The 18,611-nt window shown below is 73.3% G+C and carries 20 protein-coding genes; 12 read left to right on the forward strand and 8 right to left on the reverse strand.

Features of this window, described 5'->3' with window-relative positions; translation table 11 throughout:
• Positions 1–122 precede the first annotated feature (122 nt).
• A complete protein-coding gene (locus SNR22_RS03995) occupies positions 123–1,298 on the forward strand; it encodes an ROK family transcriptional regulator (RefSeq protein WP_320065069.1) in 1,176 nt (391 codons plus the stop codon).
• Positions 1,299–1,403: 105 nt separating this feature from the next.
• Here SNR22_RS03995 and SNR22_RS04000 read toward each other — a convergent pair whose 3' ends face one another.
• Positions 1,404–2,411, reverse strand: a complete 1,008-nt coding sequence (locus SNR22_RS04000; protein ID WP_320065070.1) for an ABC transporter permease subunit — start codon at positions 2,409–2,411, stop codon at positions 1,404–1,406.
• Positions 2,408–3,424 carry an ABC transporter ATP-binding protein gene (locus SNR22_RS04005; protein ID WP_320065071.1) on the reverse strand — a complete coding sequence of 339 codons (1,017 nt, stop codon included), beginning with the start codon at positions 3,422–3,424 and terminating at the stop codon, positions 2,408–2,410. Before SNR22_RS04005 ends, SNR22_RS04000 begins: the two co-directional genes overlap by 4 nt.
• Before the next feature lie 131 nt (positions 3,425–3,555).
• Here SNR22_RS04005 and SNR22_RS04010 point away from each other — a divergent pair, with 131 nt between their 5' ends.
• Together SNR22_RS04010 and SNR22_RS04015 are read left to right on the forward strand one after the other, a co-directional pair.
• Positions 3,556–4,395, forward strand: a complete 840-nt coding sequence (locus SNR22_RS04010) for an ABC transporter ATP-binding protein (protein WP_320065072.1) — start codon at positions 3,556–3,558, stop codon at positions 4,393–4,395.
• A 77-nt stretch (positions 4,396–4,472) separates the two neighbouring features.
• Positions 4,473–5,372 carry a ribokinase gene (locus SNR22_RS04015; RefSeq protein WP_320065073.1) on the forward strand — a complete coding sequence of 300 codons (900 nt, stop codon included), beginning with the start codon at positions 4,473–4,475 and terminating at the stop codon, positions 5,370–5,372.
• A 119-nt stretch (positions 5,373–5,491) separates the two neighbouring features.
• Here SNR22_RS04015 and SNR22_RS04020 read toward each other — a convergent pair whose 3' ends face one another.
• The 3 genes from SNR22_RS04020 to SNR22_RS04030 form a co-directional block, all read right to left on the reverse strand.
• The gene (locus SNR22_RS04020; RefSeq protein WP_320065074.1) at positions 5,492–6,220 is read right to left on the reverse strand and encodes a hypothetical protein; all 729 of its coding nucleotides are present in this window, start codon (positions 6,218–6,220) and stop codon (positions 5,492–5,494) included.
• 190 nt (positions 6,221–6,410) lie between these two features.
• Positions 6,411–6,893, reverse strand: coding sequence for a DUF6232 family protein (locus SNR22_RS04025; RefSeq protein WP_320065075.1), 483 nt, complete (start codon positions 6,891–6,893; stop codon positions 6,411–6,413).
• A 142-nt stretch (positions 6,894–7,035) separates the two neighbouring features.
• Complete coding sequence (locus SNR22_RS04030) at positions 7,036–7,560, reverse strand: DUF6232 family protein (RefSeq protein ID WP_320065076.1); 525 nt, start codon at positions 7,558–7,560, stop codon at positions 7,036–7,038.
• Positions 7,561–7,657: 97 nt separating this feature from the next.
• Here SNR22_RS04030 and SNR22_RS04035 point away from each other — a divergent pair, with 97 nt between their 5' ends.
• Complete coding sequence (locus tag SNR22_RS04035; RefSeq protein WP_320065077.1) at positions 7,658–8,431, forward strand: enoyl-CoA hydratase-related protein; 774 nt, start codon at positions 7,658–7,660, stop codon at positions 8,429–8,431.
• 81 nt (positions 8,432–8,512) lie between these two features.
• Positions 8,513–10,135, forward strand: coding sequence for an acetolactate synthase (locus tag SNR22_RS04040; RefSeq protein WP_320065078.1), 1,623 nt, complete (start codon positions 8,513–8,515; stop codon positions 10,133–10,135).
• Positions 10,136–10,175: 40 nt separating this feature from the next.
• Here SNR22_RS04040 and SNR22_RS04045 read toward each other — a convergent pair whose 3' ends face one another.
• Positions 10,176–10,625 carry a PLD nuclease N-terminal domain-containing protein gene (locus SNR22_RS04045; RefSeq protein ID WP_320065079.1) on the reverse strand — a complete coding sequence of 150 codons (450 nt, stop codon included), beginning with the start codon at positions 10,623–10,625 and terminating at the stop codon, positions 10,176–10,178.
• A 97-nt stretch (positions 10,626–10,722) separates the two neighbouring features.
• On the opposite strand from SNR22_RS04045, the gene SNR22_RS04050 reads away from it, so the two are divergent.
• The 4 genes from SNR22_RS04050 (at position 10,723) to SNR22_RS04065 (ending at position 13,929) form a co-directional block, all read left to right on the forward strand.
• The gene (locus SNR22_RS04050) at positions 10,723–11,520 is read left to right on the forward strand and encodes a GNAT family N-acetyltransferase (protein WP_320065080.1); all 798 of its coding nucleotides are present in this window, start codon (positions 10,723–10,725) and stop codon (positions 11,518–11,520) included.
• 2 nt (positions 11,521–11,522) lie between these two features.
• Positions 11,523–11,930, forward strand: coding sequence for a hypothetical protein (locus tag SNR22_RS04055; protein WP_320065081.1), 408 nt, complete (start codon positions 11,523–11,525; stop codon positions 11,928–11,930).
• A gap of 248 nt (positions 11,931–12,178) precedes the next feature.
• Positions 12,179–12,958 carry an electron transfer flavoprotein subunit beta/FixA family protein gene (locus tag SNR22_RS04060; RefSeq protein ID WP_320065082.1) on the forward strand — a complete coding sequence of 260 codons (780 nt, stop codon included), beginning with the start codon at positions 12,179–12,181 and terminating at the stop codon, positions 12,956–12,958.
• A gap of 11 nt (positions 12,959–12,969) precedes the next feature.
• Entirely contained in the window at positions 12,970–13,929 is a 960-nt protein-coding gene (locus tag SNR22_RS04065; protein WP_320065083.1) for an electron transfer flavoprotein subunit alpha/FixB family protein, read from the forward strand.
• 146 nt (positions 13,930–14,075) lie between these two features.
• Here the strand turns inward: SNR22_RS04065 and SNR22_RS04070 are convergent, their stop codons facing one another.
• Together SNR22_RS04070 and SNR22_RS04075 are read right to left on the reverse strand one after the other, a co-directional pair.
• Positions 14,076–14,984, reverse strand: coding sequence for an anti-sigma factor (locus tag SNR22_RS04070; RefSeq protein ID WP_320065084.1), 909 nt, complete (start codon positions 14,982–14,984; stop codon positions 14,076–14,078).
• Positions 14,938–15,543: an RNA polymerase sigma factor gene (locus tag SNR22_RS04075; RefSeq protein WP_320065085.1), complete on the reverse strand. Its 606-nt coding sequence runs from the start codon at positions 15,541–15,543 to the stop codon at positions 14,938–14,940. Before SNR22_RS04075 ends, SNR22_RS04070 begins: the two co-directional genes overlap by 47 nt.
• 242 nt (positions 15,544–15,785) lie before the next feature.
• On the opposite strand from SNR22_RS04075, the gene SNR22_RS04080 reads away from it, so the two are divergent.
• The 3 genes from SNR22_RS04080 to SNR22_RS04090 all read left to right on the forward strand — a co-directional run bounded on the left by SNR22_RS04080 (position 15,786) and on the right by SNR22_RS04090 (position 18,590).
• The gene (locus tag SNR22_RS04080; protein WP_320065086.1) at positions 15,786–16,616 is read left to right on the forward strand and encodes a DUF4397 domain-containing protein; all 831 of its coding nucleotides are present in this window, start codon (positions 15,786–15,788) and stop codon (positions 16,614–16,616) included.
• Positions 16,613–17,278 (forward strand): class F sortase, encoded by a 666-nt coding sequence (locus SNR22_RS04085; protein ID WP_320065087.1) that lies wholly within the window; start codon positions 16,613–16,615, stop codon positions 17,276–17,278. Before SNR22_RS04080 ends, SNR22_RS04085 begins: the two co-directional genes overlap by 4 nt.
• A 136-nt stretch (positions 17,279–17,414) precedes the next feature.
• Positions 17,415–18,590, forward strand: a complete 1,176-nt coding sequence (locus tag SNR22_RS04090; RefSeq protein ID WP_320065088.1) for a cysteine desulfurase family protein — start codon at positions 17,415–17,417, stop codon at positions 18,588–18,590.
• Positions 18,591–18,611 lie beyond the last annotated feature (21 nt).

The following is an 18,611-nucleotide window of genomic DNA, read 5'->3' on the forward strand; positions in this document are numbered from 1 at the left end:
CGGGACCCGGTGGCTGCCGAGTCGTCCGACGACCCCGACTCCGGGCGGCCGCTAGGCTACGGGCACCCGTCTGCAGGTCGGTTAGTGGTTGGCAGAGTTTACGAAAGCTAAGAGGACGTGGCATGAGTGCGACCCGGCTGCCCGGCACCCCCCGCCTGTTGCGGGCGCTCAACGACCGAGCGGCACTGGAGCTGCTCCTCGAACGCGGTCCGCTGACCCGGGCCCGGCTCGGCGAGCTGACCGGGCTGTCCAAGGTCACCGCCTCCCAGCTGGTCGAGCGGCTGGAGGAGCGCGGCCTGGTCACCCGGGTCGGCGAGCAGGCCGGCGGGCGGGGCCCGAATGCCCAGCTCTACGCCGTCCGGCCGGCCAGCGCGTACGTGGTCGGGGTGGACGTCGGCGCGGAGCGGGTGGTCGCGGCGTGCGCGGACATCACCGGCGCGACGACCGGGCGGGTGGAGCTGTCCACCCGGGACAACGACGACCCGGTGGGCGTGGTGCACAACGCCGTCGTCCAGGCCGCGAGCAGCGCGGGGGCCGGGCTGCCCAGCATTCGCCGGGTGGTGCTGGGCACCCCCGGCCTGGTCGACCCGGGCACCGGCGACATCACCTTCGCGTTCAACCTGCCGCGCTGGCACCGGGGCCTGCTCGCCGCGCTGCGCGAGGACCTGGACACCCCGGTGGTCTTCGAGAACGACGTCAACCTGGCCGCCGTGGCCGAGGCGCAGTCCGGCGCGGCCCGGGAGCTGAGTGACTTCGTGCTGGTCTGGGTGGGCGCGGGTATCGGCCTGGCGATCATGCTCGGCGGCCGGCTGCACCACGGCAGCAGCGGCGCGGCCGGCGAGATCGGCTACCTGCCGGTGCCCGGGGCGCCGATCCCGCGCGACGTCTCCCGGCGGGCCAAGCCGGCCTTCCAGCAGCTCGCTGGTGCCGACGCGGTGCTGGCGGTGGCCAGGGAGCACGGGTTCGGCGCCGACGACGCCGCCGAGGCGGTACGCGCGGCGGTCAAGGCCGGCACCGCCGGCGACCCCATGCTCGACGAGTTGGCCCGTCGGCTGGCACTGGGGGTGGCGAGCACCTGCGTGGTGCTCGACCCCCCGCTGGTGGTGCTCGCGGGCGAGGTCGGGCACGCCGGGGGCGCGGCGCTGGCCGACCGGGTGCAGCACGAGGTCGCGGCGATCACCCTGGTCCGGCCCCGGGTGGTGCCGACCGGGGTGACCGAGGAGCCGGTCCTGCAGGGCGCGCTGCGCACCGCGCTGGACGCGGTACGCGACGAGCTCTTCGGCAGCACCGTGGGCTGACCGCGGGTCCGTCACACGTAGGAATTCTTCACCATCGCCCGGGGTGCTGCAAGGACTTGCCGCATCCCGGGCGATGATGACGCCGCTGGTCAGCGGCCGGTCGGGTCAGATCAGGTCACGGCGGCGGAACGCAGCGAACGCGGCCAACGTCAGCCCGCCGGTCAAAGCCAGCAGCACCGCCAGCCCGGACTCCCAGCCGAGCTGGTAGGAGCCGTCGCAGTAGCCGCTCACGTTCCGGCAGACGGTGGCGTCGGCGAGCCGGGCCTCCCCGGTCAGCCAGGCGTCGAGGTAGGTGGAGAGCATCCAGTCCTCGCCCCGCGGCATGCCCACCACCTCCACCACCACCCGCAGGCCGAGCTCCCACACCACCGCGTACGCCATGGCCGCGCCGAGCGCCGCCGCCGTCCGCCGGCCCAGGGTGGCGATGGCGAAGCCGGCCGTCGCGGCGAAGAGCACCAGTGCTACGCCACGGGCCCAGGTCAGCCCCAGCCACGGCCAGAAGCCCCCGTCGGTCGGCCCGGGCATCCCGGCAGTCTGCCCGATCAGCCAGAACGCGCCCCCGTACACCGCCGACCCCAGCACCGACACCACCGTCAGCGCGCCGAGCAACGTGCCCAGCTTCGCGCCGAGCACGGCGAGCCGCCGGGGCCGCCAGATCAGCAGGTTGACCACCCCGCCGGTGGACAGGTCCGCCCCGATGTACGAGGCACCGACCAGGAACCCGAACAGCACCAGGAACACGATCAGGAGGTACAGCAGCGGCCGGGCCTGGTTGGCGAAGTTGAACACCCCCTGGAGGTGGTCGGTGGCCACCGGCAGTCGGTCGCGCTGAGCCGGATCGAAGACCGAACAGTCCTCCGGGAAGCTCTCCGCCTCCTCCGGCGGCAGGCCGCTCCGCGCGGCCGTCAGACACCGCTGGTAATTGGCTTCCAGAGCCTGCCGCTCCTCGGCCGCCGCCTGCTGCGCCGAGGCGATCTCGGTTGACGACGGCCGGTGCGAGCCGATCATGGTGGTCATCGCGGTCATCGCGAACGCCACCACCAGCAGCGCCAACATGAGCTGGTTGAAGCGGCGCGCGGCCAGCCGCTCCAGCTCGGCCCGTACCAGGTTCACGCCCTCGCCTCCCTGGCGTCGCCGGCGGTCGCGTCGAGGTCGATGAGTCGGCCCCCACCGGGGTCGTACGGCGTCGGCTCGTGCCCCGAGCCGGGCGGCTCGGCCCCGTCGTCGGTCAGCTCCAGGAAGACGCTCTCCAGGTCGGGCCGGAGCGGCACCAGTTCGTGGACCCACAGGCCCCGCTCGCCGAGCAGTCGGCTGATCTCGCCCGCGTCCGGCACCCCGCCGACGACCAGGTGATCGGCGAACTCGTCCACCGGCAGCCCCGCCCCGCGCAGCAGCTCCGCCGCCCGAGCCGGCTCGGGCACCCGCACCCGCCACTCGTGCTGGTCGTGACCGGCCAGCACGTCCTGCACCGGCCCCCAGGCCACCCGTCGGCCCCGGGAGACGATCGTCACGTGGTCGCAGATCAGCTGGATCTCGCCGAGGATGTGACTGGACAGCAGCACGGTCACCCCGGCGCCGGCCAGGTCCCGCATCAGGTCCCGCATCTCCCGGATGCCCGCCGGGTCCAGCCCGTTCGCCGGCTCGTCCAGGATCAGCAGCTCCGGCTCCTTGAGCAGGGCCGAGGCCACCGCGAGCCGCTGTCGCATGCCCAGCGAGTAGCCCTTGACCTCGTCGTTGCCCCGGCCACTCAGCCCCACCTGCTCCAGCACCTCGTCCACCCGCCGGGTCGGCACCCCGCCGGCCAGGGCGAGCAGCCGCAGCGTGCGGTGCCCGGTGAAGTTGCCGAAGAACTGCGGCGTCTCCACGATCGCGCCGACCCGCCCGGCAACCGCGGCCTGCCAGCGCGGCACGTCCTCGCCGAAGAGCCGCATCCGGCCCGCGTCTGCGTGGACCAGCCCGAGCAGGGCGCGCAGCGTGGTGGTCTTGCCGGAGCCGTTCGGCCCGAGGAAGCCATGGACCTCACCCCGGCCGACCAACAGGTCGAAGCCGTCGACGGCGACCTGTCGGCTGCGGTTCGGGCCGTGGAACTCCTTGCGCAGCCCCTCGATCTCGATGACCGCGCTCACCCGAGACGCTCCCGGCAGCGGTACGGCATCTGTGTCCTCCCCCGTGCGGTGACTAACGCCACGGCGCATCACCCTATGAGGTGGACGCCGCCCGTGGGGGGCGGCGCGGCGGTGCGTGGTTGGATGGGCGGGTGACTGGTGACCTGATCCCCGGCGTTGCCGGCGCAGCCCCCGCCGCCCCCGTGGACGCGGATCTGGTGGTCAACCTGGACGGTGTGGGCGTACGCCGGTCCGGCACCGCGCTGCTGCAGGACGTGACCTGGCGGGTCGAGCTGGACGAGCGCTGGGTCGTGCTGGGCCCCAACGGGGCCGGGAAGACGACGCTGCTGAGCCTGGCCGCCGGCCGGTTGCACCCGACCACCGGCGCGGCGCACGTGCTCGGCGAGCGGATCGGCCGGACCGACGTCAACGAGCTGCGGATGCGGATCGGCCTCTCCACCGCCGCCCTCGCCGAGCGGGTGCCCGCCGACGAGCGGGTGCTCGACGTGGTGGTCACCGCGGCCTGGTCGGTGGTGGGCCGTTGGCGGGAGAGCTACGAGCGCACCGACGAGGCCCGGGCACACGCCCTGCTCGGTCAGTTCGGCATCGATCACCTCGCCGACCGGGCGTACGGCACGCTGTCGGAGGGGGAACGCAAGCGGGTGCAGATCGCCCGCGCGCTGATGACCGACCCGGAGCTGCTGCTGCTCGACGAGCCGGCGGCCGGGCTCGACCTGGGCGGTCGGGAGGACCTGGTGGCCCGGCTGGCCGAGCTGGCGTACGACCCGGACGCCCCGGCCCTGGTCCTGGTCACCCACCACGTCGAGGAGATCCCGCCGGGCTTCACCCACGCCCTGCTGCTGCGGGACGGCGGCGTGGTGGCCGAGGGGCTGCTCACCGACACCCTGACCGCCGACAACCTTTCCAAGGCATTCGGCCTGCCCCTGACGGTGGACCGGGTCGGCGACCGCTGGACGGCCCGCGCCGCCTGAGCGCATCGCCCGAGCCGGGGCCCGGCGACGCGGGGGTCCTAGACTCCGGCGGGACGTCAACGTTCGAGGAGGCCGCCGTGCAGCAGACCCGGGTGGTCGTGGTGGGCAGCGCCAACATGGACCTGGTCGCCACCGCGTCGGCCCTGCCGCGTCCCGGTGAGACGGTGCTCGGCGACGACTTCGTCATGGTTCCCGGCGGCAAGGGGGCGAACCAGGCCATCGCCGCGGCGCGGGCCGGCGCGTCCGCCGCTTTCCTCGGCGCGATCGGCTCCGACGCGTTCGGGGTCACCCTCCGGGCCCGGATCAACGCGGCCGGCGTCGACACCGGCCAGCTCCGGGTGGTGTACGGGACTTCCGGCGTCGCCCTGGTGATGGTCAGCGCCGACGGCGAGAACGCGATCCTGGTGACTCCCGGCGCGAACGCCGCGTTCACCGAGCTCACCGAGGGCGAGCTGGCCGCCGTACGCGAGGCGGACGTGCTGGTCGCCCAGCTGGAGATCCCGGTCGCCACCGTGACCGAGGCGGTGCTGGCGGCCCGCGCGGCCGGCACCCGGGTGGTCCTCAACGCCGCGCCGGCCCGGCAGGTGCCGGACGAGCTGCTCGCCGCCGTGGACATGCTGGTGGTCAACGAGAACGAGGCGCAGGCGTTCACCGGGCGCGGCCGGGATGACCCGAGCGCGCTGCTCGCGCTCGCGCCCCGGGCGGTGCTGACCCTCGGCGCCGAGGGTGCCTGGTACGTCGAGCGGGGGACCGAGGCGGTGTACGTCCCGGCGGTGCGGGTCGACGCGGTCGACTCGACCGCCGCCGGGGACGCGTTCACCGCGGCGCTCGCGGTCGCCTGGGGCGAGGGGCGGGACCTGCTGGCGGCGGTGCGGTGGGCGGCGGCGGCCGGGGCGGCCTGCGTGCGCCGGCTCGGCGCGTCCGTGGCGCTGCCCCAGCGGGCCGAGATCGACGAACTGCACGCCCGCTCGGCCTGACCGGCGGCCACCCGGCTCACTCTCCCGGCGGCCACCCGGCTCACTCTCCCGGCCGCCACCCGGCTCGCTCTCCCGGCCGCCACCCGGCCACGCTCCGGCGGGCGGTCCCGCCCCGGCTGTCAGCCGGCCGCGTCGTCAGTCAGTTTCTCGCCCCGACGGCGGAGCATGCCCAGGCCGGGGATGCCGGCGACGGCGAGCTTCAGGTCCCGGGTGACGTCGAGCAGGTCGTGCAGGTCCGGGCCGACCCGGTCCAGAGTGGCCAGGATCGGCAGGACGTCCGAGGTGAGATGCTCCTTGAGCTTGGGCAACTCGTCGACGAGCCGGATCGCCGCGGTCACCTCCTCGTGGCTGAGCTGCTCGACGAACCGGGTCACCATCGGCGCGCCCCGCCGCAGCGCCGGCTCGTACGCGGCGAGAAGTTCGGCGGCGGTGCCGGCGGCCGCCCCGGCCGCGACCACCGTGCCGGCGGCCCGACCGGCCACCCGTTCTGCCTCGGCGACCACGACGGCCGCCGCCGCAGAGACCTGCTCCGCCTGGCCGACCACGACGGCCGCCGCCGCGGCCACCTCGGTCGCGGTCTTGATCGCGGTGGTGGCGGCGGCGCTGATCACGGCGATCTCGCGGACGGCCGCCTCGGCGTCGTCGAGCACCCGGTCGGTGCGGTCGAGTGTGCCCTCGATCCGGTCCACCACCCCGTTGATCCGGTGTAGCAGCGCCTCCACCCCGTCGAGTGCCGCGAACGCACGGGCCGGCACGGCGGCGAACGACGCGGCCGAGCCGAACGCCTGGTCCAGGGCGGAGCGGGTGAGGCCGACGACGGCGCCGGGCCGCGGGAGGGGGATCGCCATCTCACCAGTGTGCGCCGGGCCGGCCAGCGGCGCTCGGCGACGGGGGAGCGGTTTGATGGTTGCGGGCCGCAGCCAGGATGCTGGCCCCGCGCGAGGTAGGGGCCACCACGATGAAGCCCAGGTCGACAGGGGGGACATCGTCGAGTAGTACCTCGACACGCCAGGGCGAGGGACTCGCCTCGGCGTCCGGTCATCGGTGCTCCCCCTGCTGCTCGACGGCGCGCTGCACGGCACGGTAGATCTGCCCGAACCGTAGTGCGTCGGGCGTGCGCAGCAGCATCACCTCCCGGCCGTGGTGCTGCACCCACAGCTCGTGCACCCGGTTGCCCCGCTCGTACGACCGGTCCAGCCAGCCGAGCGGCAGCTCCAGGAACGGGAGCAGGGCCAGCGCGGTGACGGTGCAGGCGGCCAGGATGATCAGGGCCAGGGTCCAGTTGCCCCGGTCCTGCGCCGACCAGGCGAGCGACACCACGCAGACCAGCGCCACGAGCGGCGGCAGCGACAGCAGCAGCACCAGCATGCCCCGGCCGACGACCCGGCCCCGGACGGCGAGGGTGGTCCGCCCGCGCGCGTGCCAGACGTACGTCACGTCGGCGAGTCCGATGGTGTGGCCACCCACCTGGATCGACTCGGACGTCACCTGCACCGCGTCGTCCCGGTAATAGAGGGTCATCACTAAGGTTAACCGCCCGTGGCCGCACGGCGCCTCCGCGTGCGAGAACCTTTCTCCCGCCCGGGCCCCGAGGGTGGCCCTTCAGCACGCTAGCGTCGAGGCCGTGGCCGGGGGCCGTGCAGCTCTGGGGCGAGCAGGACCGCTACGGCCTGCTGCGTGGCCTGGCGATGCTGCCCGACGGGCCGATCGTGTTCTGCACCCGGCTGGCCGGGGGCTGGCCGCTCTCCACCGCCCGCTGCACCGCCCGGTAGATCTGCCCGAAGCGCAGCGCGTCGCGGGTGCTCAGCAGCCGTACCGGCTGGCCGCGCCAGCGGACCCAGAGCTCCAACTGCCGGCTGCCCCGGGCGTACGAGCGGTCCAGGTGCTCGAAGAGGAAGTCGGCGACCGGCCCGACGGCGAGCCCGACCAGCACCGACGCCCCCACGATGGCGATTGTGACGGTCAGCGAGCGGTGCAGCCACAGTGCCAGGGCCACCCCCAGCGCGGCGGCGACGAGCGGCCCGGCCAGCGCGGCGCCGATCGCGCCCCGGCCGGCGAGCACCCGCCAGGACCGGCTGCCGCGCAGGTGCCAGACCAGGCTGATCTCGGCCAGCGGGTACGCCCGGTCGTCCACCCGCACAGCGGTGGACGTGACCTGCACCGACCTGTCTTCGTAGTACGTGACCATGGCGGACTCCGGGTGGCGGGGCGAACACCAGACTACTTACCCCAACGAGCCGGGCCGTAAGGTTGGCACGCGACTTCGACGAGGAAGTGAGAGCAGCGTGAGCGAGTTCGTGCGGCTGGAGACCAGGGACGGCATCGGCACCATCCGGCTGGATCGGCCGCCGATGAACGCGCTGAACAAGCAGGTCCAAGAGGAGTTGCGCGCCGCTGCGGTCGAGGCCGCCGAGGATCCCGAGGTGCGCGCGGTCATTGTGTACGGCGGGGAGAAGGTCTTCGCCGCCGGCGCGGACATCAAGGAGATGGCCGACATGTCCTACGTGGACATGGCCGGACGGGCGGCCAACCTCTCCAGCGCCCTGGGTGCGTTCGCCCGGATCCCCAAGCCGGTGGTCGCCGCGATCACCGGATACGCCCTCGGCGGCGGCTGCGAGCTGGCGCTGGCCTGCGACTGGCGGGTGGTGGCCGAGAACGCCAAGCTCGGCCAGCCCGAGATCAAGCTGGGCGTCATCCCCGGAGCGGGAGGCACCCAGCGGCTGGCGCGCCTCGTCGGCCCGGCCCGGGCCAAGGACCTGATCATGTCGGGTCGGATGGTGGACGCCCAGGAAGCGCTGCGGATCGGCCTGGCCGACCGGGTGGTCCCGGCCGCCGAGGTGTACTCCGCCGCCGTCGAGCTGGTCACGCCGTACCTGAAGGGTCCGGTGCAGGCGCTGCGCGCGGCGAAGCTCGCGGTCGACGGCGGCCTGGAGATGGACCTCAACTCCGGCCTGGCCTGGGAGAGTCAGCTCTTCGCGGCGCTCTTCGCCACCGACGACCGGCGCGAGGGCATGGCCGCCTTCGTCGAGAAGCGCAAGCCGGACTTCACCGGGCGCTGACCCGAGAATGGTTCACATTCGGTTTACCGGCCAGTAGCGTGTGACTTTGATCGTGATCGTGGACGAGAGAGCGGAGCGGCGATGACGGAGCGGGTCGAAGGTCACGGTGGGCAGTTGGCGCTCGCGGCGCTGCGCGCGCACGGCGTACGGGAGATGTTCACCCTCTCCGGTGGGCACGTCTTCCCGCTCTACGACGCCGCTCACTCCGCCGGCTTCCCGCTCTACGACGTGCGGCACGAGCAGTCCGCGGTTTTCGCGGCTGAGGCGGTGGCCAAGCTCAACCGCCGCCCCGGCCTCGCCGTGCTCACCGCCGGCCCCGGCGTCACCAACGGCATCTCCGGGCTGACCAGCGCCTTCTTCAACGCCTCGCCGGTGCTGGTGCTCGGGGGCCGGGCCCCGCAGTTCCGCTGGGGCTCCGGCAGCCTCCAGGAGATGGACCACCTTCCCCTGGTCGCCCCGGTCACCAAGCACGCCGAGACGGTGTTCAGCGCCGACGACATCCCGCGTGCCGTCAACGCCGCGCTGAGCACCGCGCTCACCCCGCACCGGGGCCCGGTCTTCCTCGACCTGCCCCTGGAGGCGATCTTCTCGGTCGGCGACGTCGACCTGCCCGAGGTGGCCCCGCCCGCCCCGGTCCAGGCCGACCCGGAGGAGGTGGCGCGGGCCGCCGGGCTGATCGCCGCCGCCAGCCGTCCGGTGATCATCGCCGGCTCCGATGTGTACGCCGGAAATGCCGTCGACGCCCTGCGGGCCGCCGCCGAGGCGTTGCGGGTGCCCGTCTTCACCAACGGGATGGGCCGGGGCGCGCTGCCGCCGACCCACCCACTCGCCTTCGCCAAGGCCCGCCGGGTGGCCCTGCGCAACGCCGACGTGGTCGTCGTGATCGGCACCCCGCTGGACTTCCGGCTCGCCTTCGGCGACTTCGGCGATGCCAAGGTCGTGCACGTGGTGGACGCGCCGAGCCAGCGCGCCACCCACGTCGAGCCGGCCGCCTCGCCCGCCGGTGACCTGCGACTGATCCTCACCGCGTTCGCCGATCACCCCGGCGACCGGGCCGACCACGCCGACTGGGTCGCCGAGCTGCGCGTCGCCGAGGACGCCGCGAAGGCCCGCGACGCTGAGGAGATGGCCGCCGAGACCGACCCGATCCGCCCGGCCCGGGTCTACGGCGAGCTGCGCCGGGTCCTCGCCCCGGACGCCATCACCATCGGCGACGGCGGCGACTTCGTCTCGTACGCCGGGAAGTACCTGGAGCCGGCGCAGCCCGGCACCTGGCTCGACCCCGGCCCGTACGGCTGCCTCGGCACCGGCATGGGTTACGCGATGGGTGCCCGGGTCAGTCACCCGGACCGGCAGGTCTGCGTGCTGATGGGCGACGGCGCGGCCGGCTTCTCGCTGATGGACGTGGAGTCCCTGGTCCGCCAACAGCTCCCGGTGGTGATCGTGGTCGGCAACAACGGCATCTGGGGGCTGGAGAAGCACCCGATGCGCGCCATGTACGGCTACGACGTCGCCGCCGATCTCCAGCCCGGCCTGCGCTACGACCGCGTGGTCGAGGCCCTCGGGGGCGCGGGGGAGACGGTGGAGAAGGCTGCCGACCTCGCCCCGGCCCTGGACCGGGCCTTCGCCTCCGGCGTGCCGTACCTGGTCAACGTGCTGACCGACCCGGCCGACGCGTATCCCCGCTCCTCGAACCTGGCCTGACACCGTCCACCACCCGGGCTGATCGGCCGGTCAGCCCGGGTCACACCTCCGGGCGGTTCCCCTCGCGGGGCGGGTCCCCCTCGCGGCCGCGCAGGTCGTCCTCGCGCCGGCGCAGGTCCTCCTCCCAGCGGCGGAACAGCTCGGCGTCCTGCCGCCGGGAGCGCTCGGCGAGCGAGTCGAGGAACTCCGGGTCGTCGTCCGGGGCGAGGGGCCGGTGTGGGTCGCGCCCCGTGTTGCGCCCCGCGCCGGGTGCTGCGCCGCGCCCCGTGCCGGGTTCCGGCCGGGGAGCTCCCGGTCGGGAGGCGGTGCGCTCCCGGCCCGCGACGAACCAGGCGATCGAGCCGACCAGCGGGAAGATCAGGATCACCAGCACCCAGACGATCCGGGGTAACCGGCGGACCTGGCCCTCCTCGGCCGAGAGACAGCTGATCAGCGCGCAGACCGCGAGGGCGATCTGAGCCAGGAAGAGCAGGAAGTACAGCCGGACCATGTGCCCATCATGGCGCACCCCGCGCCGGTCGCCAAAGCCTGTGTGCCCCCCACGGCAGCGCTGTTTATCCGCTTTGTCTGCGGAATAGCCTGGATCGATGACCGATTTAGACGTGCTGACGCTGCGTGAGGCGTACGACAACCAGCTGCGGGCCCTGGCGCCGGATCCCCTGCCCACCGGGGTGACCGTGGAACGGGACGGGCCGTTGATCCGCATCCTCGGCCTGACCGACGGGGGTTTCCTCACGTACCGGGACCTCGGCGGCCTGACCGGGGCGGCGCTGGACGAGTTGATCGCCCGCCAGGTGGAGGTCTTCCGTGCCCGGGGCGAGCCGGTGGAGTGGAAGCTGCACGGCCACGACGTGCCGGCCGACCTGCCCGACCGGCTGCGGGCTGCCGGGTTCGTCCCGGACGAGCGGGAGACCGTCGTGATCGGCCTGGTCGCGCCGCTGGCGGCCACCCTCCCGGTGGTCCCCGAGGGGGTACGCCTGCGTGAGGTCACCGCCCGTGCCGACCTCGACCGGATCGTGGCCATGGAGGAGGAGGTCTGGAACGACAGCAGGGGTTTCCTGGCCGACGGGTTGGAGAGGGAGATCGCCGCCGACCCGCAGTCGCTCACCGTGGTGGTCGCCGAGGCGGGGGAGACCGTGGTCAGCGCCGGCTGGGTGCGGTACGTCCCGGGCACCGGCTTCGCCACCCTGTGGGGCGGCTCGACGCTGGAGGCCTGGCGGCGGCGGGGCGTCTATCGGGCGCTGGTCACCTACCGCGCGCGGCTGGCCGGCCAGCGGGACCGAACCCTGCTGCAGGTGGACGCCTCCGACGACAGCCGCCCGATCCTGGAGCGGATGGGACTCGTCCCGGTCACCACCACCACGCCCTACATCTACACTCCGTGACTATGGGGCAACAACTGACGGACGACGAGCGGCTCACCCTGAAGACCGGCGCGTTCGGCGCGGTCTTCCTGGTCTCGAACGCCGATCCCGGCATGCTCGCGATGTTCCGGGAGAGCTTCGCCGCCTCCGAGACGCTCGCGCAGGCGAGTGGCCCGGTGCGGGAGGCGCTCACCACCGGCCCGCTGCCGAGGCTGCCCCGGGACTCGGCCCTGGAGATCGAGTCGGTGGTGCTCCCGGCGCTGGGTCGGGCGCTGGACATCCTGCGGGAGAAGTCCCCGCAGGATGTGGCCGGCTACCGGTCGCTGGTGCTCGCCGCCGCCGACCGGGTGGCCCGGGCGCACCGGGGCGTGACGCCGGCCGAGGTGGCGGCGCTCGACAAGATCAGGTCGGCGCTGGCGGAGCTGGCCTGACCGTCCGCGTCGCGGCCCTCGTCCCGCCGTTGCGGGGCTGCCGCCGTCACGTCCGGCGATCCGGGGCGATGCGGGGGCGGTGAGCTGTGTCACTCGGAGGCCCCGAGAGTCGAAGCTACCTGTGGGTAACATTGGCGGGTGGGCAAATGCACAGCAGCCCGTGGTTGACCGGGCGTCAACGGACGCGCAAGGCTGCGCCCGAGACCGGCGAGCAATCGCCACACCAACAGGAGGGTCGTCGAATCGCGATGAACATCGTCGTACTCGTCAAGCAGGTGCCCGATTCGGGCGCGGACCGCAACCTGCGCTCTGACGACAACACCGTCGACCGCGGTTCGGCGAACAACGTCATCAACGAGATGGACGAGTACGCCATCGAAGAGGCGTTGAAGATCAAGGAGGCGCACGGCGGCGAGGTCACCATCCTGACCATGGGTCCGGACCGGGCGACCGAGTCGATCCGCAAGGCGCTCTCCATGGGGCCGGACAAGGCCGTCCACGTCGTCGACGACGCCCTGCACGGCTCCTGCGCCGTCGCGACCTCGAAGGTGCTCGCCGCCGCCCTGGGTCAGCTCAACGCCGACCTGGTGATCTGCGGGGCCGAGTCGACCGACGGCCGCGTCCAGGTCATCCCGCACATGATCGCCGAGCGTCTCGGCGTCGCCGCGCTGACCGGCGCGCGCAAGCTCACCGTCGACGGCGCCACCCTGACCGTCGAGCGGCAGACCGAGGAGGGCTACGAGGTGGTCACCGCCTCGACCCCGGCCGTCGTCTCCGTCTGGGACACCATCAACGAGCCGCGCTACCCGTCCTTCAAGGGCATCATGGCCGCCAAGAAGAAGCCGGTGCAGTCGCTCTCCCTGGCTGACCTCGGAGTCGCCCCGGCCGAGGTGGGCTTCGACGGCGCCACCAGCGCCGTGCTGGAGCACAGCAAGCGGCCGCCGCGCTCCGGCGGCGCGAAGGTCACCGACGAGGGCTCCGGCGGCGTTGCGCTGGTCGAGTTCCTCGCCACCGAGAAGTTCGTGTAAGGGGTCTGGACATGTCTGAGGTTCTCGTCGTCGTCGAAGCCACCCGGGAATTCGGCGTCAAGAAGGTCACCCTGGAGATGCTCACCCTCGCCCGCGAGCTGGGCACGCCGAGCGCGGTCGTGCTCGGTGGCCCCGGCGCCGCAGCGGCGCTGAGCACCAAGCTCGGCGAGTACGGCGCGGAGAAGATCTACGCTGCCGAGAGCGAGGAGATCGACGGCTACCTGGTGGCCCCGAAGGCCACCGTGCTGGCCGAGCTGGTCCGGCGGGTGCAGCCGGCCGCCGTGCTGCTCGCCTCCGCCCAGGAGGGCAAGGAGATCGCCGCCCGGCTGGCCGTCAAGCTGGACAACGGCATCCTGACCGACGTGGTCGGCCTCGCCGCCGACGGCACCGCCACCCAGGTCGCGTTCGCCGGCTCGGCGATCGTGAAGTCCAAGGTCACCCGCGGTCTGCCGCTGGTCACGGTCCGGCCGAACTCGGTCACCCCGGCCCCGGCCGCCGCCACCCCCACCGTCGAGCAGCTCACCGTGTCGGTCACCGACACCGACAAGCTGGCCAAGGTCGTTGACCGGGTGGCCGAGCAGAAGGGCTCCCGCCCAGAGCTGACCGAGGCCGGCGTGGTCGTCTCCGGCGGTCGTGGCGTCGGCAACGCCGACAACTTCAAGCTGGTCGAGGAGTTGGCCGACCTGCTCGGCGGCGCCGTCGGCGCATCCCGCGCGGCCGTCGACTCCGGCTTCTACCCGCACCAGTTCCAGGTGGGCCAGACCGGCAAGACGGTCTCCCCGCAGCTCTACGTCGCGCTCGGCATCTCCGGTGCCATCCAACACCGCGCCGGCATGCAGACCTCGAAGACCATCGTCGCCGTGAACAAGGACGGCGAGGCCCCGATCTTCGAGCTGGCTGACTTCGGCGTCGTCGGCGACCTCTTCAAGATCGTCCCCCAAGCCGCCGAAGAAATCCGCAAGCGCAAATAACCCCCCGCCTGCGGGCCTTCGCAAATACGCGGAAAGAGTGGCTATCCGAGACTGGATAGCCACTCTTTCCGCGTATTTGGCCACCCGAGCGGGGGAGGGGGTGGGGAGGTTGATCGGCGGGCCGGGGAGCTGAGCCGGCCCGCCGATCAGCCCGTCAGTGCGCCCCTCAGCAGGCTGTCGCCGGAGTGGGCGGGCTTGTTGTCGTAGCGCTCGGCGGAGACGTCCACCACCGAGTAGGTCCGTACGTCCACGTTCGGGGGCAACGGTAGCAGCGCATCGCCCGTGCCGGAGTTGAGTACTCCGACCGAGAACATCCGCATTGTCTTCGGATCGATCAGCCAGACCTCGTAGTACCCCGGAATCTTCGGGAGATTCGCCACATGCAGGTGCAGTTGGCCGTCGGTGAACACCCGGGCGTCCCCGTTGGCGTCCCGCGACGTCGTGCCGTACGCCGACAGTTGCCCGCCGGCCAGCACCACGCGCTCCGGCGGCCGGGGATCGTCGGCGGTGTTGGACAGGACGGCGAGCGTGCCGACCACCCCGATCGCGGCGGCGGCCACTGCGGTCGCCACGGTCCCCGCCCAGCGGGGAAGCCGCCGCCGACCCCGCCGAACCCTCGACCCGCCGGTGGCCGTCCCGCCCCCGGTGGCCGGGCGGGCGGCGCCGGTGGCCCCGTCGCCAGTGGCCCTTGCGCCGTGGGTGGCCGGGCGGGTCCCGGTCGTCCCCGCCGCTCTCGGCATCGGCGCGGTGTGCCGGTCGTCGCCCGAGGGCAAGCTGTCGGCGGTGGTGATCTCCGCTGCGGTGTGCCGGTCGTCGCCCGAGGGCAGGCTGCCTGCGGTGGTGATCTCCGCGAGGATGCCCTGCCAGACATGCGCGGGAGGGTCGGGCAGGTCGTTCAGGCCCCGGGTGCCGGCACCCAGGCCGGCGACGTGCCGGAGACCGGTCACCTCATTTCGGCAGTGCGCGCAGGCGCCGAGGTGGCGGGCCTCGCCGCTGTCGGCCTCGCTCTCACCGAGCGCCAGAAAAACCAGCCGGTCGTGCTCCAGGTGCGGCACCGTCCACCTCCCATCTGCGTTTCAGGCTCGCCATGCCACGGCGGATGTGGCTCTTCACCGTGCCCAGCGGCACGCCGGTCGCCGTGGCGATCTGCTGGTGGGTCAGGTCGTCGTAGAAGGCCAGCTCCAGCATGCGGCGCTGGTCGTCGGGGAGTCGGGCCAACTCGTCAGCGAGTACCAGGCGGTCGACCACCGTGTCCGGGTCCTGGCCGGCCGGGACCGGTTCGGGTAGTCGCCGGACCGTCTCCACCACCTGGGTCTCTCGTGCGGAGGCGCGCAGCCGGTCGATCACCTTGCGCCGGCCGATGCCGAGCAGCCAGCCGATCAGCGAGCCCTTGGCCTGGTCGAAGGTGTCCCGCCCGAGCCAGGCGGCGACGAAGGTCGCCTGGGTCACGTCCTCCGCGTCGCTGCGGTTGGCCAGGGTGCTCGTGGCCAGGTGCAGGACGGCGCGGCCGTACCGGTCGTAGGCCTCCCGCAGCGCGGCCTCGTCGCCGGCGCGAAACCGCTCGGCGAGGTCGTCGGGGGGTGGCGGATCGGGTTCCTGCTGCACCGCTGTCACCGGGCGGTTCGCCTTCCATGGGGCATGGCCGACTGTAGCCCGCACAGTCATCGCCCCCACTCTCGTGGTCGGTAAGCGCCTGCACTCTTCTCACCTCCTCTTCGTCCGGGACGGCGGCTTCGGATGCGGTCGGCGCGAAGAAGAAGAAATTCGTCCCGATCGCATCCGGGGGTTCGCCGGCCGGCGTATCCATCTCTGCACGACAGACCTGACGAACCAGCACGAACTACCAGGAGGAAGACATGCAGCTCCCGAACTTTGGTCGGGTCGCCGCAGGGGGCGCGGTTGCCGCGCTCGCGTTTGCCGGCGTCGGCGCCCTCACCGCGACGCCTGCCTTCGCCGCCACCAGCAAGGTCTCCGTCGTCCACGGAATCCCGGACACCCCCGTCGACGTGTACGTCAACGGCAAGAAGACGCTCAACAACTTCAAGCCGGGCGACGTGGCCGGCCCGCTGAGCCTGAAGCAGGGCGCGTACGACATCGCCCTGACCAAGCCGGGCGAGGCGCTCGACAAGGCGATCCTGACCGTCGACGACGCCGAGGTCCCGGGCGGGGCGAACATCAGCCTCGCCGCGCACCTCGACGCGGCCGGCAAGCCGAAGATCACCCCGTTCGTCAACGACACCGCCAAGCTCGCCGCCGGGAAGGCCCGGCTGATCGTCCGGCACACCGCCGCCGCCCCGGCGGTGGACGTGCGGGCCGGTGGCAAGCCGATCTTCGAGGACCTGACCAACCCGAACGAGGTCAAGGCCGACGTCGACGCCGGCACGGTCAAGGCCGACGTGGTGCTCGCCGGCACCGACACCGTGGCGATCGGCCCGGCGGAGCTGGCCCTGAAGGAGGGCACCGCCACCATCGTCTACGCGACCGGCTCTGCCGAGGACAAGAACCTCGACCTGGTGGCCCAGACGATCACCGGCCTGCACTCCGCCCCCGGCGGCGTGCCCAGCGGCACCGGCGGCCAGGCCGGGACCGGTGTGCAGACCTGGTGGTACGCGTTGGCCGGTGCCGGCGTACTGCTGCTGGTCGGCGGCGGCGCGCGGGTGGCCACCGCCCGGGTCGGTCGCCGGTGACGGTGCGCAACCGCGGCGCGCTGGCGGCCATGGCCGCCGGCGTTGCCGCGCTCACCGTCGCGGGCGTGGTGGCCTGCGGCTCGGGTCCCGCCAAGGACGTCGGCGCGCAGGACGCGGCGGCCCTGGCCACCGCACCGTCGTCGCCCACCGAGGGTGCCCCGGCCGGCCCGTCGGTCGCGGTCGCCCCGGGCGATCTGCCGGCCGGCGAGAAAACCGTCCCCCCGGTACGGCTGCGCATTCCCTCGATCGACGTCACTGCCCGGGTCGATCCCGTCGGGATCAACCGGAGCACCGACGAGTTCGAGGTGCCGCCCAGCGTCGACCAGGTCGGCTGGTACCGGTACGGCCCCGGGCTGGAGACCGCCGCCGGTTCGGTGGTGATCGCCGGCCACGTCGACAGCGCCGAGCAGGGCAAGGGGGCGTTCTATCGGCTCCGCGAGCTGGACCGGGGTGACACCCTCACCGCCACCGGCAGCGACGGGCGGCCGCGCGGCTACCGGGTCGTCGCCCGCGAGGAATACGCCAAGACGAAGATCCCGCTGGACCGGTACTTCGCCCGGGACGGCAAACCGAGACTGACCCTGATCACCTGCGGCGGCCCGTTCGACGCCCGGACCCGGCACTACCGCGACAACATCGTGGTCACCGCCGTACCGGCGTAGGAGGCCGGCCGTCGACGTACAACTGGGTGGTTTTCCGCCCACCTCGCGCCCGCGCCCCGGTGGCCCACCCGCCCCCGGGGCGCGGGTGCCCTCCGGCCTCCGGCCGGCGCGGGCCCGGTCAGTAGGCTGAACGGTGATGGCATATCTGGATCACGCCGCGACGACTCCGATGCTCGACGAGGCACTGGAGGCGTACCTCGCCACCGCCCGCGAGGTCGGCAACGCTTCGTCACTGCACGCGGCGGGCCGGCGGGCCCGGCGTCGGGTGGAGGAGTCCCGCGAGCGGGTGGCCGCCGTGCTGGGCGCCCGCCCGTCCGAGGTGATCTTCACCGGTGGCGGCACGGAGAGCGACAACCTCGCGGTCAAGGGGGTCTTCTGGGCCCGCCGGTCCGTGGACGCGGCCCGGCGGCGGGTGGTTTCCAGCGCCGTTGAGCACCATGCTGTGCTCGACGCGGTCGACTGGCTGGCCGCCCACGAGGGGGCCGAGGTGGGCTGGCTGCCGGTGGACGCAGCGGGGCGGCTTGACCCGGAGACGTTGCGCGCCGAGCTGGCCGCGCACGGTGACGGGGTCGCCGTGGTCACCGCCATGTGGGCCAACAACGAGGTGGGCACCCTCCAGCCGGTCGCCGCGCTGGCCGCCGTCGCCGCCGAGCACGGTGTGCCCTTCCACACCGACGCGGTCCAGGCCGTCGGCCAGGTGCCGGTCGACTTCGCCGCTGGCGGGGTCTCCGCGCTCACCGTCACCGGGCACAAGCTGGGCGGCCCCATGGGGGTCGGCGCGCTGCTGCTCGCCCGGGACGTCGCGGCCACGCCGCTGCTGCACGGCGGCGGCCAGGAGCGCGACGTCCGCTCCGGCACGCTGGACACCGCCGGCATCGTCGCCTTCGCGGTCGCGGTGGAGGCGGCCGTGAAGGGCCAGCAGGAGTACGCGGTACGGGTGGCCACCCTCCGCGACGACCTGGTGGAGCGGGTCCGGCACGCCGTTCCCGAGGTGGTCTTCAACGGCGATCCCGTCGACCGCCTGCCGGGTAACGCGCACTTCTCCTTCCCCGGCTGCGAGGGGGACGCACTGCTGCTCCTGCTCGACGCCCAGGGCATCGCCTGCTCGACGGGCTCGGCGTGCTCCGCCGGGGTGGCCCAGCCCTCGCACGTGCTGATCGCGATGGGCGCCGACGATGACCGGGCCCGCTCCTCCCTGCGCTTCACCCTCGGCCACACGAGCACCCAGGCCGACATCGACGCCCTGGTCGCCGCGCTCCCGGTCGCGGTCGACCGGGCCCGCCGGGCCGCCGCCCTCCGCAACCCTCGTTGACCCGGCCCCCGGGTAGGCTCG

It is taken from the genome of Micromonospora sp. RTGN7, from assembly GCF_033804645.1.
Taxonomy (GTDB): domain Bacteria; phylum Actinomycetota; class Actinomycetes; order Mycobacteriales; family Micromonosporaceae; genus Micromonospora.

Bases quoted from the DNA above. Each gene is read 5' to 3' on its own strand.
- SNR22_RS04025 (WP_320065075.1), bottom strand. From the start codon at position 6,893: ATGACCCTCTATTACCGGGACGACGCGGTGCAGGTGACGTCCGAGTCG.
- SNR22_RS03995 (WP_320065069.1), top strand. From the start codon at position 123: ATGAGTGCGACCCGGCTGCCCGGCACCCCCCGCCTGTTGCGGGCGCTC.
- SNR22_RS04090 (WP_320065088.1), top strand. From the start codon at position 17,415: ATGGCATATCTGGATCACGCCGCGACGACTCCGATGCTCGACGAGGCA.
- SNR22_RS04040 (WP_320065078.1), top strand. From the start codon at position 8,513: ATGACGGAGCGGGTCGAAGGTCACGGTGGGCAGTTGGCGCTCGCGGCG.
- SNR22_RS04080 (WP_320065086.1), top strand. From the start codon at position 15,786: ATGCAGCTCCCGAACTTTGGTCGGGTCGCCGCAGGGGGCGCGGTTGCC.
- SNR22_RS04030 (WP_320065076.1), bottom strand. From the start codon at position 7,560: ATGGTCACGTACTACGAAGACAGGTCGGTGCAGGTCACGTCCACCGCT.
- SNR22_RS04020 (WP_320065074.1), bottom strand. From the start codon at position 6,220: ATGGCGATCCCCCTCCCGCGGCCCGGCGCCGTCGTCGGCCTCACCCGC.
- SNR22_RS04065 (WP_320065083.1), top strand. From the start codon at position 12,970: ATGTCTGAGGTTCTCGTCGTCGTCGAAGCCACCCGGGAATTCGGCGTC.
- SNR22_RS04055 (WP_320065081.1), top strand. From the start codon at position 11,523: ATGGGGCAACAACTGACGGACGACGAGCGGCTCACCCTGAAGACCGGC.
- SNR22_RS04045 (WP_320065079.1), bottom strand. From the start codon at position 10,625: ATGGTCCGGCTGTACTTCCTGCTCTTCCTGGCTCAGATCGCCCTCGCG.
- SNR22_RS04050 (WP_320065080.1), top strand. From the start codon at position 10,723: ATGACCGATTTAGACGTGCTGACGCTGCGTGAGGCGTACGACAACCAG.
- SNR22_RS04060 (WP_320065082.1), top strand. From the start codon at position 12,179: ATGAACATCGTCGTACTCGTCAAGCAGGTGCCCGATTCGGGCGCGGAC.